We start from the raw sequence: 15,096 nt of genomic DNA, 5'->3' as shown, positions 1-15,096 counted from the left end.
TTGCACACTCGTAGACTTATTACTCATAAAATTATATAATATACTTATGATCGCCGCAGAGGGGCACAGACCCCCTATTTTTGATTGGGCTCAGGAAGAAAATATGGCTTCTTCCGAGCACCATAGCCCTTCGCGTTTTTTCCGCGCAGCGGGGCGTATTACGGCCTACACCGTCCTCAGCCTGGCAGCAGGGGCGGCGAGTACAGGCGTGGACAGTACCGAGACCGAGTTAGGGCCTCACCGAATCGAAATTAGTGCCTTATATTCGCTTCTTTAGCAGCCCGGAAGGCCTGGCGAGGCTTAGCAGCCGTAACCCTTCTGCCAGCTGTCGCTTGTAATTACGGCATATCCACCACCTCGGCGGCCACCGATGCCATGCAGCTTGGCGCTGCCTATGACAACACACCCCCGAGCCCGCCGTGCTGTACGTGATCCGGCTGGACGAACACAGCAACAAGCCATCGTTCTTCCAAACAATTACCGTCAATCTAGATGGAAGTGTAGGTATCAGTAATCCTACATACATTTTGGACATGCCAACAGGCCCTGAGGTACAATAAGCTTATGAAAAACCTTGGCCGAGGCCTGGCTTCGGCAACCCTCAAGTTCTGTGTTCTCTTTATCGCCATTTTTGTTGCCCTTGGGGTCACCCTGGGCAAGCCCGACCTCCTGAAAAAGACCCTAAAAGACAGTGGCATTTATGCTAATTTCACTGATAGCATCATTGAAGAAGCCCAGAAAAATACCCAAGAAAAGGGCCAAGCAGCAGCGCAAGAAGACATCCCTATTGGCGATGCCGCCGTGCAGCAAGCTATCAAGAAATCTATCACGCCCGAGTTTGCACAGAGCACCGCAGAGCAAATCGTAGACGGCACCTATACCTGGCTAGACGGCAGGGCCGATAAGCCAACCTTTCATATCGACCTAGCACCAGTCAAACAAAACCTGGCCAACAATGTCGGCGACGCCGCCCTCCAGCGGCTGCAAGGCTTGCCAGTGTGTACCACAGCCCAGTTGCGGCAGGTAGACCCCAACAACATCGACCCTTTCAATCTGCCATGTCGACCTCCTGGGATTGATCCTCAAGCAGAAAAGCAAAAGCTCGTCGGCGAAGCTCTTAACAGCGATGACTTCCTAAAAGACAGTACGGTATCTGCCGACAACCTCAAGCAAGAGGGGGAAACAACTAGCCCATTCGAGAAACTGTCTATCATACCAAAAGCCTTCCAGTTTAGTCGCATCGCCCCCTGGGTGCTGGGCGTGCTTGGTCTTCTTGCCGGTGCTGGTGTGGTGTTCTGGGACCGAGACCGCCGTCATGGCCTAAAAGTTTTGGCACGCACCTTCTTGATCGTATCTATCCTGTTACTTATATCGGCCCTTATCACCAAGTTCATTATTGGCCGCACCTCTGCTGATTCTCTGGGCACTACCGCCGCTACCCAAACATCTACCCTGTATATCATCCGAACTCTCGCCAATACCTTTAACAATGTACTGTTCGTCTTTGCTACTGTGTACGGTGTTCTGGGTGTCGGAGGACTAGCTGCCTTGCATTTCACCAAGCCCGCTCGTGCAGCCGAACCAGAAGGTCCCGTACCCCATAAGCCCAAGGATCCTACTGAAAGGCCGGCGCTCGACATCAAAGACGCACCAGACAAAAAATAGCCAGACCGAGGCTAGGCTCGCACTCCTAAAGTTGCAGCCCCAAAGACCACTTTGAGCGGTTCGATAATAACCTGTTTTGGCCCGGCCTCAACCGTGCCAGCGGGCCATGCCATAAAGCCGTGCTCGCGGGCCGTAGCAGCTATTTCGACCACCTCTGATTGTGGTGCGTAAACCGCAAAGCCAGCCCCCATGTTATAGTTGCCGAACATCTCGGCGACATCAACTCCCATATGGTCTCTCATGAAATCAAAGAGGGGAAGGGCGGGTGGCAATTCATGAATACGGTAGGTAAAATCTTCGCGGGCCCGCATAATTTTGCGCCAGCCGTGTCCGGTTATGTTCTCGAGACGCTTGACATCAACCTGGCGATCAAGCAGCTCGTGCACAAAGTCTACGTATAAATGCGTGGGCTTCAGCAGCGTTTCGCCAAAGGTTGTGCCGTCTGGCAGGGCGGTTTCGTAGCCTTCGGGGAGTGCATCGGCCAGTCGACGAGCTGCGCTGATGCCGTTGGCATGAATACCGCTGCTTTCTATTAACACAATGGCGTCGCCCTCTTCCAGCCCGGTACCGGGCACGCAACGTTCCTTCGGGTTGATTTCGCCCAACATATAGCCCGATATTTCTGACGCTCCAGGCACAATGATACCCGGCAGGACAGGCGATTCACCGCCAGCCCAGGTTACTCCTATTTCATTACATACAGCCGCGCAGCCGGCGTTAAATGCCGTAGCACGTCGTTCATTAGCAAACCAGGACGACTCACCGGCAGCTATATGTGCCCAGTATAACTGGGGTGTAGCGCCACTCGCGACAAGGTCATTGGCTATCATGGCCAGGCTGTCTTGGGCTATGGCACCATAGAAGGACTCGTTTTCTGGATGCAACTCATCAAAACTATCGGCTATAAGATTCTTTGTGCCCAGCCCCTCCATGACTCCTGCGCGGAGCTTGTCGCCCTCGTCCCATACAAATGATGATTCACCACGGCTCGCCGGTAGCTCTGCGTAGCCATATCTTTCTAGGTTGTGAGCGGTGGAGGCAGCCGCCCCTGTTGCATCAACCTTGAAGGGATCTATTTTTTCATAATCTACTAATTGATCGTATGTTTCAGCCATAAGCATTATTCTTAGGCAGATGAATTAATTTGGCAAGCGGGAGAGGGGTTATTGGCTAAAGCCAATACAACCTACAAAGCAAAAGATCCCAAAAGGGATCTTTTGCTTTGGCGGAGAGAGAGGGATTCGAACCCTCGGTACGTTGCCGCACACTGCTTTTCGAGAGCAGCACCTTCAACCACTCGGTCACCTCTCCGTACTTAGTAAGTGTAGTACATCCCCAAAGAAAAAGCCGGTCCAAGGACCGACTCTTTTTTTGGTACACCCGGCAGGATAAGGCGCACGCCTGCTCCCGTGCTCGGAGCAAGCTCCTGCGCGCGGGCTTGGCGACGACCCTACGACCTTGCGCCAGCTAAAGCTGTCGCGGTCGTAGGACCAAAGCGTATCGCACAAACCAAAAAGAAAACCCCTTCTTTCGAAGGGGCTCTCTTTTTGGTACACCCGGCAGGATTTGAACCTACGACCTCCTGTACCGCAAACAGACGCTCTATCCAGCTGAGCTACGGGTGCGAATGAGAAGAGTGAGCACTCGCCATGCAATGCATACGGGTGCATGGCTCCTCTTCTGCCATTGCTTAATTTGGCCAATGCCAGGCTACAGAACAGAAGGGATTTTAGCATATTTAACAGAGAAAATCTAGGGGTAGAGCCTAGAACCCCGCCTAGAAGCGGATCTGACGCATGAAGTTTTCTATCATGCCCAACTGACGATCTTCATGAGGCAAATAGGCACCGATGGTCAGTACAATCTTGTCTTCGTCTTGAGGTTCGTAATAGATAGCCAGCGGCATACCAAAACGCTGCATGGGCATGAGCAAGATAGAGCGCACCGCGCCCTCCTGTATAACCGAAAAAGTCCTGAACCGACCGTAGGCGTACAGCTTTGGCCCAACGTGCACACCAGTACTATCAACCGCATACTCCAGAACTCGTGGTGGACGGGCCGCAAATATACCAAATATAACTCCGACCATTCCCACCACTGCACACGATACGAGCTCGCGCGTGATCAAAAAGGTCAACAGAATCACAACACCAATGCCTAGTGCAAGCAGAGCATACCAGCTAAGACCCTTGCCGTGGGCGATGTACTCAGATGCAGTCCACTTCACCGTACCCGTAACGGGGGCCGCCTGTGAAGCGCTACCAACAGGACCCTCTGCCTGGAACTGCCAAGAAGCCTCGGCAGGCACAGAAGGAGCGGGTGGCTCCGGTGGTGGCTCAATAGGCTGCGCTGGAGGAGGGGGTGGAGGTGGAGCAGGCTGCTCCGAGGGTGGCTCCGGTGGGGCGGGCGTTTGTCCGCCGGGTGTTATTGTCTCTCCCGGTTGCATAAGCGTATTGTACAGAATGCAACACAGCCTTTCTAGTGCAAAGTCTGGACTTTCCCAAACACTTCGTATGAAACAATGGCGCCCAGAGAGGTACTTTGGTATAATCTACATCTGTTCTAGCTTATCAGCCAACTGCTGAACAGGCGTCGATATTTGTGGCTTTCAATTACTGGGCCATGTAAGGAGAGGTACCCAAGTGGCTGAAGGGGACGGTTTGCTAAATCGTTAGGGGGGCGAGAGCTCCCGCGAGGGTTCGAATCCCTCTCTCTCCGCCATAATTACATTAACAACTTGCACTCGTCGCGAGGCCGAATAGACCTTCGGGAGTCTAAGACATTCTTTTATCAGATATTCTTGGCCATCATTTTTTAAGATGTATAACCAATCATAGGCATTTACTTTGGTTTTTTTGATCACATATCCTGTGGAGTTCGAGTGAATACGCCTTAACTCCACTTCAATCCCGCCACTATAGCGAACCTGAACGCGATGAATGCCATTGTTGTCATCGACCAGAATATCATAGGCCGCAGACTCGGTTATTGGTAGAGCTATATCGTAGCCCATTTTAGTGAATGTCGCGATTGCCTGGGCAACTCTGTGTCGTCCGCACGAACAGCAATATATACGACGGTATGGCATACCGCACAAAGATTCGGAGAGGTGTCCGAGTGGCTTAAGGAAACAGTCTTGAAAACTGTCGTACCGGCAACGGTACCGTGGGTTCGAATCCCACCCTCTCCGCCAGAAGTAAATAGCTCATTCTTTAGAGAATGAGCTATTTACTTCTCTGGAAACGAGACCCTGCTCAGAGTACGGTTTTGTAGCTCTAGCGCTTCTGAGCAAAAACCACTGCATCCACTCGCTGGGCACCTGCAGAACGTAACTGCGCTGCTGCCGCCTCCAGGGTAGCTCCGGTAGTCACCAGATCGTCTACCAACAATACTTTTGTCTTGGGCACCCGCGTACCTACGCAGACAAAGGCATGTTTCATTTGCTCAAGCCGTACGGAACGCTTGGCGCCAACCTGACGCGTCTGCGTCACCCGCCGCAGCAGCGGACGGTAGGGCAGGGCTAGCTGGGCCGCCAATTCTTGAGCTACCAGCTGAGCATGATCATACCCACGCTGGCGGACTCGGCGGGAAGCCGTAGGCACATGCGTCACAATAGTACCTGGCCGTATAAAGGGCAGCGCCTGTCCCATCAACCGTGCCACTGGCCCTGCGGCAGCTTGCTTGCGTCCAAACTTGTATACATAAATAAGCGCCTTGGCAGCCGCGTCGTAGTCGGTGCGCACCCAGACATGGCCAATACGCGACTTCCGGCGACAGGCAACACATACTTTGCCGTCTGCACTATAGACCATACAGTTGTAACAGCGGGCAGGTACAGGCACCACATAATCTACCAAACACCAGTCGCACAATACTGCGCCCTCACTACCACACGCCACACAAATATGCGGTGCCACCGAAGCAATCAAGCGCTCCATAATAAACATAACCTTCGCAGTATGACAAAAAGGTGTATGCTGGAGGAGTGTTCGTTGTTGTAATTACTGTTGTAAATAATCGTAGAGTCGGTTGCACCCCTATTAGCCTCTGAGCTATACTGATGAGTAACAAAAATTGCAAATTGTCCAAGATAACAATACGTGGAGGGTAACACTATATGGCGCGAAGAAGCCGTGATGAAGATCTGCTGATGGAAGACGAGCTAACTGCCGCATTCCTTGGCGAAGACGACATGCCGATGCCAGCCGATGACCAGCCGGCCACACAGCAGGCAGCCGCACCCACAGACGACTGGGACGAAGAAGACGCCGTACCGGGACAACTGGCGGTTGATGTATACGAAACCAAAGAAAAGCTTGTAGTAAAGGCCCGCACGGCAGGCGTTAACAAGCACGATCTAGACGTTAGTATCGCTGACAACACGCTGAGTATTCGTGGCACCTTATCAGCTGGTACCGAGGACGATGTAGAGAACTACTTTGTGCAAGAGTGCTACTGGGGCGAATTTTCACGCAGCCTCGCACTTCCTGTGCCCGTTAAAGAAGACGAGATAGAAGCCGTCCTAAAGGATGGTGTCCTCACGGTCTCGTTCACAAAAGTAAAACAAGACACGGTCAAAAAGATCCAAGTCCTATAAAGTACCGAAAGAAAAACAGTATAGATTATAACCACCCGCCAAGCGGGTGATTATTTTTTTGTAACCAAAAACACTCCCGGAAGGGGAGTGTTTTTGCGCGAACAGTATGTGCTTTTTTAAGCGCCGGTGGCTGCTGCACCCGTGGCACGGGCCAAGACAAATCGGACAATGATCTGTGCTAGCGCGACAATAATCAAGCCGACAACAGCAAAGAGAATGGTGTTTTTGGCTCCAGTAACGTTACTGGAGTCACCACCTGACGTAATGTAGCGGAAACCGCCAATGATGATCATGACGACCGCGACCACACCAACCACAACCGAGAAGATGTTAATGACAGTTGCAATAATACTGTTTACGCTTTCTCCGGCCTCACCTACTGCCGTATCGTCACAGCTAGCCGATGCGTCTACCTTCAGGGCGTCGGCGCCGCCACACAAGTTACCAGTGATGCTTGGCTGGTCACCCTCGATGCCACCGCTTGGGTCAGCAGCTTGAGCGAGAACTGCGGCAGGTGCCATAACAGGAGCAAGCAGCAGGCCTAAAACGCTGACTTTTAAGAATACATTCTTTAATTTTTTGATCATTCTTTGGACCTTTCTTATATGCCTTTACTTATACCATAACTGTTTTAGATGTATCAAGGACAACATTCGCCCTACGGCGTCGGATCGGCCGTCCCAGTGGCACGGGCCAGCACAAACCTCACGATTATTTGAGCCAGAGCTACGATGATCAAGCCAACAATAGCATAAATGATAGTATTTTTGGCAGAAGCAGTACTGCTAGAATCACCGCCAGAGATAACATAGCGGAAACCACCAATTAGAATCATGATCACAGCCACGACCCCCACCACAGCACTTAGTATATTGACCACCGTAGCAATAACGCCATTTACCCGACCACCCTCCTCCTCAGTACAACCAGTGGAGCCTGAAGCAATCTGGATACCCGAACAGACATCATCTGCAGACTGTGCATGCAGCGTAGTGGGCAGCATAGCGGCAAAGAGCAGGGCAACGCCCATCACCACTAGGTTTAATTTTTTAAGTCTCAGAAAACGCAACATACTAGCTCCTATCTTACTCTAAGTAATACAAATGTGATTATGCCCTGAGAAACCAGGGACACCACCAGCCCGACAACCGCATACATAATGGTGTTCTTGGCGCTGGCGATACTGGTTGTATCACCGGCTGCCAACACATACTTGAAACCGCCAATAATAATCACAATGACCGATGCGATACCTACCAAGATAGACATTATACGGGCAACCTTGGTCAAGATACCGTCAGCACCATAGATAGAGTTGCCCTCTACGGCTTGGTCTGCCTCGTTGTCCTTACATAGCGTGGGTGCTTCATCTCCAGTTGGCACCCCTTCAGCCGAACAAGTGCCTTCAATGGAATTAAACTGAGCATGAGCAGTCATAGCAGGCACCAAGATAAGGATCAGAAGACTCAGTCCAGCAATAAGTTTTTTCAGTTTGTGCTTCATCTTATACGGCTCACCACAAAACTTATAATGCTAAAGGCAAAGATGATAATAATCAGACCTATGAGGGCATCGATAATAGTGTTCTTGGCCTTATTGATGCTCTGGGGGTTACCCTGGGAAATAACGTACTGAAAGGCGCCGTAGCCTAGTATCACCAAAGCTGCGCCACCGGCTATTCCAAACACAATCCTGAGGCCAGTCTGAAAGGTCGTATTGGTAAGATCCCCTTGGGGCAGGCCATTCACATCAGTGGCGTCCAATTGCGCAAGCAGCAAGAAGGCATGGTGCATCATGTCGCCAAGTTCCTTCCTATCAGATTAACAATTGCAGTGGCTAGCATAGTAATAGCCAGACCAATCAACGCGTTAATGATAGTTGTTCGGGCATTCTTGGCTTTCTCTGGTTCTCCAGAAGAGGTCAGGTACAGAAAGCCACCGTAGACCACAAACACCACAGCTACAATACCGCCCACATACAGGACAATCTCGAATATCGCGAGTAGCACCTTGCCAACATCGTCAGGCACAATGAAGATCGGCGTACATTTATCCTGCAGTGTCTCACTATCCAAATATTTATACCAGGTAGGGACAATACTAATACCCTGGGCCTCGCATGGTGCTGCGAAGCGCTGCAATACAGAAGGGATAAGATGCAACATCTAGAATAGCCCTCCCGGTACCAACCACTGCAAGAATGCAAAGACAAACAGATATATTACCAAAGCCATTATGGCATCGCGAATACGATTCTTGGCTGCTGCCGTCTGCTGGGGATTGTCTTTTGAAGAAGCATATTGCACGCCGCCAACCGCAACCATAATAACTACCACTACACCAACAATCCCTGACAAGACATTAATAAAGAGCTGCAGGTAAGACACAATGCCGCACTGATTGGGGGCCAATCCCTCGCGACAGCCACATTGCTCACGGTAGTCGTCATAGCCAGTAAAGTTTCCCTCGTCATCACGGTTACCATCTGTGAGTCCAGACGTTCGGCACTCTTCGGCCGTAGCCTGAGCCGTAGCCACTTGCGGCGTCAACACAGTCAGGGCGCTCATAAAAAGACTGGTCAGAACCAAGACAAGAAGGAGAGGGGATAAAACCGAGCGTTTGTATTTTTGCATGGTCATTTTTTACAACTATACCCTTGGTGGATCCAAACCGCAAGACCTTGGGATGTAGGCGTTGTCATTTTGTAGTCCCGCAGGGGATGGATGTGATACTATGAGCAAGAATATGCGTAAGCGCCGTAGTCTCACCATAGGATTTTTCGTTGCCCTCATTGTGGTCCAGGCTATCTCTACACTTTTTTTGTTTGTAGGACAAGCACACGCCCAAACAATCACTGCCGCGGACCAAGACTTGCGGCACAGGCAACTACACACTTTTGCGCAGTGTTTAACGCAAGACATCATAGACGAAGATGATGATATTAGTGACTTCGGCGACCTATTTGATAATAACGAGGACGAACGCAATGTCATCGTAGTGGGTCGCGATCGCGAGCACACCGATGGCGTTATGACATGCGCTACCGTTATCCGCCAGGGGCTTGAAGCATTCGAGCCAGGCGCCGGCAACTACGAGCGATGGCTCATAGAAGAACTGACAGGCGAGAACTTTGACGAAGACGGCGGGGACCTGCCGCACGACAACATCAACGAGAATCGCCAACGACTCTACGACCGCATCAAGGCGATGGAACATAGCATGGGGTCACCCTCTGATGCCTTGCGACAAGAGCGATACTTTCCACTTGTTGATATCTGCTACGAGAGAGAAGACCTGTCCGGTGGAGATCCCCCACGCACCATAGATAGAGAAAGAGACTTTGTTGTAGATGGGGTGGGGGCTTATTATTTCCGAGATGATCTGGATGATGACTCCATAAACTTCTTAGACCAAGATGGGATTGGCAACTCAGTTGATCTTGGTGATATCGAGCTGGGATTTTTGTCGCAAGCCGGTCCACCAGGGAGCTTCCAGCAATGGAATCCGTGGGAGAGCGACTTTTATCCTATTGGTTCTGATGTTCCGCGAGAGACCGAAGGGTACTTGCAGGATGCCATTGTGTCCTGTCACTTTGTATTCAACAACTGGGAGCTTATCTTTGAAGGTGCCCAGCTGGTAGACGGCGAGGTTGTAAATAGTGCAGGCACCCCTATAGGTGCAACCACTCCGGATGTAGCAGACGCAGAGGATCAATCCTGCGAGACAGAAGGTGCCGAACTCAGCTGGCTGTTGTGCCCTATACTATTTGCCCTTGATAAATTTATTGGCGGCCTCGATGAAGCTATCCAAAACATGCTGATCATACCTAATAGTTATGTGGAGAATCCGGAGCTCCGCCAAGCGTGGGGCAGCCTACGCAATATCGCCTATATCGTGCTGGTACCTATTATGTTAGTTATGGTTATCGGTACGGCATTGGGCTTTGAGTTCTTTAGTGCCTATACCGTCAAACGAGCACTGCCGCGACTGATAGCGGCAACATTATTCATAGCCTTATCGTGGCAGCTCATGACCTTCCTGGTCATCATGGTCAACAATATTGGTGTGGGCCTTGGCGGCATCATAGCCGCACCGTTCGGGGGTATCGATAACATTACCCTGGCGTCTATTATGTCTCCTACCGATGGCGAAAGTGCGGCCTTTACGACAGGAGCTGTCTTCGGCGGGCTCCTGACATTGCCATTGCTGCTGGCAAATATTCCAGTGATGCTGAGCCTGGCTTTCACAACTGCGCTGGGCCTGGCAATTGGTTTCTTGCTGCTGTCATTCAGGCAGTTGTTGGTCATGGCACTGCTGCTGCTAGCACCGCTTGCTATATTGGCGTGGATTTTCCCAGGCAACGACAAGCTATGGAAGCTGTGGTGGGGCACATTCTCTAAGCTACTATTATTATTCCCGCTTATTTCTATATTGATTGCTTCTGGTCGCGCGCTGGCTCAAGTTACGTCTGATTCAGAAGGGAGCATAGTCGGGACCGTTATCAAGATTATTGCCTATGTCGGGCCCTATTTTATGATTCCGGCCATGTTCAAGTTTGCGGGTGGTCTCTTCGCTACTGTTGCCGGCATAACCAATGACAAAAGCCGCGGCATCTTTGACAAGGCAAAAGAAAAGCGCCAAGCCAAAGTGGCTGACAACATGGCCAAATGGAAAACCGGCAGTCTGGCAAACGGCGGCAGGGCAGGTGCGCTAAGTAACCGGCTGGGCGCCAACCTAGGCACCGGTATGGCTGGTATGTACGGCCTACGGCGCGGTGTCGCCAACCAGCGAATGGACCAAATGAAAGAAGAGCGCGCCCTGAACGAGGTCATGCGTAGTTCTGCATGGCAGCCCATCAGCCAGAACGATGACGCCCAGCGTGCTGCTACCTATGATACCGAGCGGCAGGCACGACAAGGCCTGAGGGGTGCACTAGCAGTCACGCGGGACAGACGGGATGCCAATGGCAGGATTATGAGAAATGCCGAAGGTGAGGCTCTACAAGAAGCTGACGAAGCAGCGACTACCCAGCGGGTTGAAGACGCTATCAACTCTTACAAGGCCACCGGCTACAAGTTTGGAGACCGCTCCGCACAGATCGCCGCTGCCAGGCAATTATCAACCACCGGTACAGGATATAACGACCTCGATGATCAGGCTGAAGTTCTGGCACGTGTAGCCCACGGCAGCTACGGCACCGCCAGCTCACTGGCTGGTTTTGTGAACTTCGAGAACAAGCGTGCCGGGCGCAGCGAGCTGGCACCTGGATTCGCTGGCACAAGAGACTCTGTGGTTGCAGCCGGTGGAATACGTGGAGCCGCGCCACTTACAGCCGGTCAGCGGCAAGACCTTGAGCTGGCAGCATCGCAGTCTGTCGATATTGTATCGAGCCTCCGTGGTAAAACACCGCAGGTCAGGAACAATGCGCAAAACTTGCAAGGCGCCTTGGAGGACGGAGTCCATGACCTGGCCGAGCTTGAGGATCAGATAAATGGCGGTCAGCTGCAGGGCCAGCAGCTTCAGGTCGCACAGCAAGCTCGCGTACAGGTGCAGACCAGGATCAGGCAGGTTATGGGTCAGATTAACCAGTACGAGAGCAACAGATCCTACGCTGCGCCAGCAAACCAGACAGTGGTTGACGAGCTGGTTGCAAACACCTCTCAGACCCGCGGCCGGGCTCTAGAACTTCTTACAGGCGAGACAGTGGCTTACGATGCGGCCACCCGGGAGCCCACGATCGTACACAACCAAGGCATACAACCCGGGCAGGCGGTTGCGCTTGGGCAGGCTGGTCAAGCGGTTGCCACGCCAATGGACCGAGGCCAAATGTCACCGCAAGCGAGAGCTCAACTGGCGGACATCGACCGACGAAGCGCTACACCCCAGCGGGCCAACAATCCAAACATGATGCGTGACGAGCCAGCACCACCCGCCCACAATAACGACGACTAACTTGTACTGAACTACTTGCTTTTTTGTCACAAATATGCTAATGTTAGGACATGAGTGAACGCGGCGGCCCCGAGGGCCCACCCGACCCAAAAACAATGCCCGATCGTCCCGAGGATACCAGGGGCTTATACATCGGTACTACCGGTGTTGAAGAGTTCGACCACGTAGATACCCCAACCCGCCTTGAGAATCTAGCGGACCCTATGGATACTGTCGACGCACCTGATGCAACGCCACTAGACGCCGCACCAACACCCCAAAGCCCCGAGAGGTCTAGAGGGGAAGCTTTCATGGGTGCCGTAGGTGCCATTGCCACGAACGCATACCTGGGAAGCCGTCTGGCTACCCAAACCACGCGTGAGACGGCAGGAAGGTTTGCAGGCCACGCAAAGCGCTATGCAGACGTAGGCGCCAATTTTGCACAGGAACAAGCCAGACAGGCAAAGGAGAAGGCTAAACAGACAAAAGAAAATGTGCAAACGCGGGCGAAAGATCGCGCCCAGCGCCGTTATGAAAAAGACTTTAAGGACCAGGTTGGTAATCTTGCCGACAAGCGATTGGCTGCGGCCAAAGAAGCTAAATTGGTCCGAGATCGAGCCAGCGCAGCCCATCATATGGGTGCCTTAGTGGGCCACACCCTACTTGTTGAACCTACCGAAGGCCGCATCCTCAGTCTGGCATCAAAATTTGGACTTGCTCCCACAGAACAAGAGCGTCGTCAGGCCGTAATAGCTAAATACCAAGCAGACCTAGACGCCGCACCAGGCGCACCTAACCCTCAATTGCTTAGCAGTTCGGTGAATGCTGCTGTCGAAGCACTCAAAAACGGCGACACCGCTGAATACGATAAGCAGATGAAGCTATTCGAACGTGACATAGCCTACAACAAGAATGTCGCCTATACCCTGGATGATAAAAGTGAGAAGTTTGCCCGTGAACGGGCAGCTCAGTTCATAGGACAGGAAAAAGCTCGCCAGGCAGCCGTAGCCGAAGCAGCCGCCACCCTCAAAGCCCAGGAAGCAGCCAAACAAAGGGAAATAGAGGCAAAAGTCGAGGCTCGTAAAGCCCAAATCGCAGGCTGGGAAGACCCTGCGAACGTATTAGACCTGAAGAAAGCCATCGAGGAAGAGATAAGGGAAAATCACCCAGGCCTAAGCCTCAACAAGCATACAACTCGCCGCATGACAGCCGAAGAGCAAGCACTGCATGATAAGGTACATCAGGAAGTTGCCGACAAATACCTCCAAGAATACTTTAGCCGATCAACAGAAGAACTAGATAACGACCTCGGCCGGCACACCCGAGCAGTCATTCCCCCAAACACCCAGCTAGCAGTCACACGCCTGCTTAATATGTCCATGACCGACCTCAAGCAAGAGGCCGCCAGAAAAGATAAAGCTCCGGTTGTTATCGAGACACAGAAAAGGGTCAACGGAAAACTCGTCACAGAGAAAAAGACCATGCCCGTCAAAGGCCCGGCTATCCACCGTGGTGTTCTACTAGACCCGGAACAGCCGGCAGCAATAACCAGACCCGCACCACCAGAGTCACCTACGCCCCCCAACGCACCAGACCAGTTGGCTGATGTTATCCCCATAACGCGTAATGGCAATGAGCGTCGCTATAGACAAGCGAGCGTCGGTATGGCGATAGGCGATACCATTCAATGGAACCAGGGTCGGGTTAACGCCCTACAGCGAGAACGACAACAAGCAGCCCGTGCCAGCTTAGAAGATCGCCGAGAAAACGAAGCACGTATGCGCCGTAACGAGGGACCCACACAGCGTAACCGAGAGCGTAGAGCACGTGGTGAGCCAGAAGGAAATATGGAAGATCTAGAAGAACTGATTCCACACCCTGACCTCGTCACAGCCGATGTCACGAGACGAAATGTCGCAGAGAGAAGGAGAAACAACAGGTCGCCCAATCCACGGGTAGCAACACCCCCACAGACAACGGGCCGAGCAGCAGGATACAGGAGACCTGACCCTAGACGATATACTCGTCGAAGCACTGGCCGAGCCGCCTAGTTCCCAGTAGTAGCTTACCTCGTCAAGCATAAGACCCCCCAAGCTTTCCATGCCTTACTCGGCTAGATCGTAACGTACTACCATTCGCGCTAAACTCTCATTTATTGCGTCTCTGCTGGGACAAACATCGCCATACTGACTACTTGGGGGATAAACAATGCCGTAATGACTGCTGGGGCAAAAATCGCCCTTACGGCCATATCTATCGTTTCCCAGGTATAATGGGAGCGGGCTTGCATCTATCTCGAATACGGAACCCCTCGCCCTCATCCCTTCACTGGTGGTACCAAGGACTAAGTCGCCGTCTTCCAGCAGGACAGCATGATGATAGCTTACAAAAGTTTGAACCGTATCATAGTAGGGTACCTCCCTGTAGTTGGGCGATCTTGCCACAGACCAGCCGCGTGCTGCAAGCACTGCCACTGTTCCGATGCCTATTCTGCGACGTCTCGTTGTATGAAATTCAAAATTTGGTTCAAGCCCTCGGCTTACCATAGCTTGTGCCACTTCACCTGCTGTTTCGCGTGTCTTCGAATTCTCCGCCTCTTCAGCAGCCCCACGAAGATCTGCCGCTCTGACTGCCGCTTCAAATAATTGATTGCTTTCTGCGTCTATAACTCCACGAAGCTCATCTACTTGTTTAATCTGTCCAATCTGATCCCTAATATGCTCAAACGCCATAACACCTCCTTGATTTCACGCAAATCTATCATGACCCCAATCACGAATTAGCCCCAACAAATAAAGCACGCTACACTTTCTCCTGTTAATCGACTAAAACAAACAAGGAGAAAAGCATGCGTGCTCTACAAAAACAGCATATCGTAGATGTTTTTGTTTGGGTAGACGATAG

At 51.9% G+C, this 15,096-nt stretch carries 15 protein-coding genes and 4 tRNA genes; 7 read left to right on the top strand and 12 right to left on the bottom strand.

What is annotated here, in order from left to right; all coding sequences use genetic code 11:
• The first annotated feature begins 46 nt into the window (after positions 1–46).
• A complete protein-coding gene (locus VK694_01590) occupies positions 47–277 on the top strand; it encodes a hypothetical protein (GenBank protein HTE57406.1) in 231 nt (76 codons plus the stop codon).
• Positions 278–564: 287 nt separating this feature from the next.
• A complete protein-coding gene (locus VK694_01585; GenBank protein HTE57405.1) occupies positions 565–1,665 on the top strand; it encodes a hypothetical protein in 1,101 nt (366 codons plus the stop codon).
• A gap of 11 nt (positions 1,666–1,676) precedes the next feature.
• On the opposite strand, the gene VK694_01580 is transcribed toward VK694_01585, so the two are convergent.
• The 4 genes from VK694_01580 to VK694_01565 all read right to left on the bottom strand — a co-directional run bounded on the left by VK694_01580 (position 1,677) and on the right by VK694_01565 (position 4,111).
• Positions 1,677–2,780 (bottom strand): AIR synthase-related protein, encoded by a 1,104-nt coding sequence (locus tag VK694_01580; protein ID HTE57404.1) that lies wholly within the window; start codon positions 2,778–2,780, stop codon positions 1,677–1,679.
• A gap of 108 nt (positions 2,781–2,888) precedes the next feature.
• Positions 2,889–2,976, bottom strand: a tRNA-Ser gene (locus VK694_01575).
• Positions 2,977–3,213: 237 nt separating this feature from the next.
• Positions 3,214–3,290 (bottom strand) — tRNA-Arg (locus VK694_01570).
• Positions 3,291–3,442: 152 nt separating this feature from the next.
• The gene (locus VK694_01565; GenBank protein HTE57403.1) at positions 3,443–4,111 is read right to left on the bottom strand and encodes a hypothetical protein; all 669 of its coding nucleotides are present in this window, start codon (positions 4,109–4,111) and stop codon (positions 3,443–3,445) included.
• A 182-nt stretch (positions 4,112–4,293) separates the two neighbouring features.
• Here VK694_01565 and VK694_01560 point away from each other — a divergent pair.
• Both VK694_01560 and VK694_01555 read left to right on the top strand, forming a co-directional pair.
• Positions 4,294–4,386 (top strand) — tRNA-Ser (locus tag VK694_01560).
• A 382-nt stretch (positions 4,387–4,768) separates the two neighbouring features.
• Positions 4,769–4,858 (top strand) — tRNA-Ser (locus VK694_01555).
• A gap of 82 nt (positions 4,859–4,940) precedes the next feature.
• Here VK694_01555 and VK694_01550 read toward each other — a convergent pair.
• Positions 4,941–5,603, bottom strand: coding sequence for a phosphoribosyltransferase family protein (locus VK694_01550; protein ID HTE57402.1), 663 nt, complete (start codon positions 5,601–5,603; stop codon positions 4,941–4,943).
• Positions 5,604–5,782: 179 nt separating this feature from the next.
• Between VK694_01550 and VK694_01545 the strand changes: the two genes are divergently transcribed.
• Entirely contained in the window at positions 5,783–6,262 is a 480-nt protein-coding gene (locus tag VK694_01545) for an Hsp20/alpha crystallin family protein (protein HTE57401.1), read from the top strand.
• A 116-nt stretch (positions 6,263–6,378) separates the two neighbouring features.
• Here VK694_01545 and VK694_01540 read toward each other — a convergent pair whose 3' ends face one another.
• The 6 genes from VK694_01540 to VK694_01515 all read right to left on the bottom strand — a co-directional run bounded on the left by VK694_01540 (position 6,379) and on the right by VK694_01515 (position 8,900).
• A complete protein-coding gene (locus VK694_01540) occupies positions 6,379–6,849 on the bottom strand; it encodes a hypothetical protein (protein HTE57400.1) in 471 nt (156 codons plus the stop codon).
• A 71-nt stretch (positions 6,850–6,920) separates the two neighbouring features.
• A complete protein-coding gene (locus VK694_01535) occupies positions 6,921–7,334 on the bottom strand; it encodes a pilin (protein ID HTE57399.1) in 414 nt (137 codons plus the stop codon).
• Positions 7,335–7,342: 8 nt separating this feature from the next.
• Positions 7,343–7,765: a hypothetical protein gene (locus VK694_01530; GenBank protein HTE57398.1), complete on the bottom strand. Its 423-nt coding sequence runs from the start codon at positions 7,763–7,765 to the stop codon at positions 7,343–7,345.
• Positions 7,762–8,058 (bottom strand): hypothetical protein, encoded by a 297-nt coding sequence (locus tag VK694_01525; protein ID HTE57397.1) that lies wholly within the window; start codon positions 8,056–8,058, stop codon positions 7,762–7,764. Before VK694_01525 ends, VK694_01530 begins: the two co-directional genes overlap by 4 nt.
• Complete coding sequence (locus VK694_01520; GenBank protein ID HTE57396.1) at positions 8,055–8,336, bottom strand: pilin; 282 nt, start codon at positions 8,334–8,336, stop codon at positions 8,055–8,057. The genes VK694_01525 and VK694_01520 overlap by 4 nt, the downstream gene beginning before the upstream one ends.
• Positions 8,337–8,426: 90 nt before the next feature.
• Complete coding sequence (locus tag VK694_01515; protein HTE57395.1) at positions 8,427–8,900, bottom strand: hypothetical protein; 474 nt, start codon at positions 8,898–8,900, stop codon at positions 8,427–8,429.
• A 106-nt stretch (positions 8,901–9,006) separates the two neighbouring features.
• Between VK694_01515 and VK694_01510 the strand changes: the two genes are divergently transcribed.
• Together VK694_01510 and VK694_01505 are read left to right on the top strand one after the other, a co-directional pair.
• Positions 9,007–12,213, top strand: a complete 3,207-nt coding sequence (locus VK694_01510; protein ID HTE57394.1) for a hypothetical protein — start codon at positions 9,007–9,009, stop codon at positions 12,211–12,213.
• Positions 12,214–12,263: 50 nt separating this feature from the next.
• On the top strand, positions 12,264–14,243 hold the full coding sequence (locus tag VK694_01505) for a hypothetical protein (GenBank protein HTE57393.1): 1,980 nt from the start codon (positions 12,264–12,266) through the stop codon (positions 14,241–14,243).
• 54 nt (positions 14,244–14,297) lie between these two features.
• Here the strand turns inward: VK694_01505 and VK694_01500 are convergent, their stop codons facing one another.
• Entirely contained in the window at positions 14,298–14,924 is a 627-nt protein-coding gene (locus VK694_01500) for a hypothetical protein (GenBank protein HTE57392.1), read from the bottom strand.
• Between the last annotated feature and the right edge of the window lie 172 nt (positions 14,925–15,096).

The sequence above is a fragment of the Verrucomicrobiia bacterium genome (assembly GCA_035489575.1).
In the GTDB taxonomy this organism is placed as follows: Bacteria; Patescibacteriota; Saccharimonadia; order Saccharimonadales; family JAGQNK01; genus DATHJY01.
The sequence above is the reverse complement of the archived record's forward strand: the minus strand, read 5'-3'. Positions and strand labels throughout refer to the sequence as shown.

Excerpts from the sequence above, each read along its gene's own strand:
- VK694_01580 (HTE57404.1), bottom strand. The coding sequence starts at position 2,780 with ATGGCTGAAACATACGATCAATTAGTAGATTATGAAAAAATAGATCCC.
- VK694_01535 (HTE57399.1), bottom strand. The coding sequence starts at position 7,334 with ATGTTGCGTTTTCTGAGACTTAAAAAATTAAACCTAGTGGTGATGGGC.
- VK694_01525 (HTE57397.1), bottom strand. The coding sequence starts at position 8,058 with ATGATGCACCATGCCTTCTTGCTGCTTGCGCAATTGGACGCCACTGAT.
- VK694_01565 (HTE57403.1), bottom strand. The coding sequence starts at position 4,111 with ATGCAACCGGGAGAGACAATAACACCCGGCGGACAAACGCCCGCCCCA.
- VK694_01510 (HTE57394.1), top strand. The coding sequence starts at position 9,007 with ATGCGTAAGCGCCGTAGTCTCACCATAGGATTTTTCGTTGCCCTCATT.
- VK694_01545 (HTE57401.1), top strand. The coding sequence starts at position 5,783 with ATGGCGCGAAGAAGCCGTGATGAAGATCTGCTGATGGAAGACGAGCTA.
- VK694_01500 (HTE57392.1), bottom strand. The coding sequence starts at position 14,924 with ATGGCGTTTGAGCATATTAGGGATCAGATTGGACAGATTAAACAAGTA.
- VK694_01505 (HTE57393.1), top strand. The coding sequence starts at position 12,264 with ATGAGTGAACGCGGCGGCCCCGAGGGCCCACCCGACCCAAAAACAATG.
- VK694_01540 (HTE57400.1), bottom strand. The coding sequence starts at position 6,849 with ATGATCAAAAAATTAAAGAATGTATTCTTAAAAGTCAGCGTTTTAGGC.
- VK694_01550 (HTE57402.1), bottom strand. The coding sequence starts at position 5,603 with ATGGAGCGCTTGATTGCTTCGGTGGCACCGCATATTTGTGTGGCGTGT.
- VK694_01530 (HTE57398.1), bottom strand. The coding sequence starts at position 7,765 with ATGAAGCACAAACTGAAAAAACTTATTGCTGGACTGAGTCTTCTGATC.
- VK694_01585 (HTE57405.1), top strand. The coding sequence starts at position 565 with ATGAAAAACCTTGGCCGAGGCCTGGCTTCGGCAACCCTCAAGTTCTGT.
- VK694_01590 (HTE57406.1), top strand. The coding sequence starts at position 47 with ATGATCGCCGCAGAGGGGCACAGACCCCCTATTTTTGATTGGGCTCAG.
- VK694_01515 (HTE57395.1), bottom strand. The coding sequence starts at position 8,900 with ATGACCATGCAAAAATACAAACGCTCGGTTTTATCCCCTCTCCTTCTT.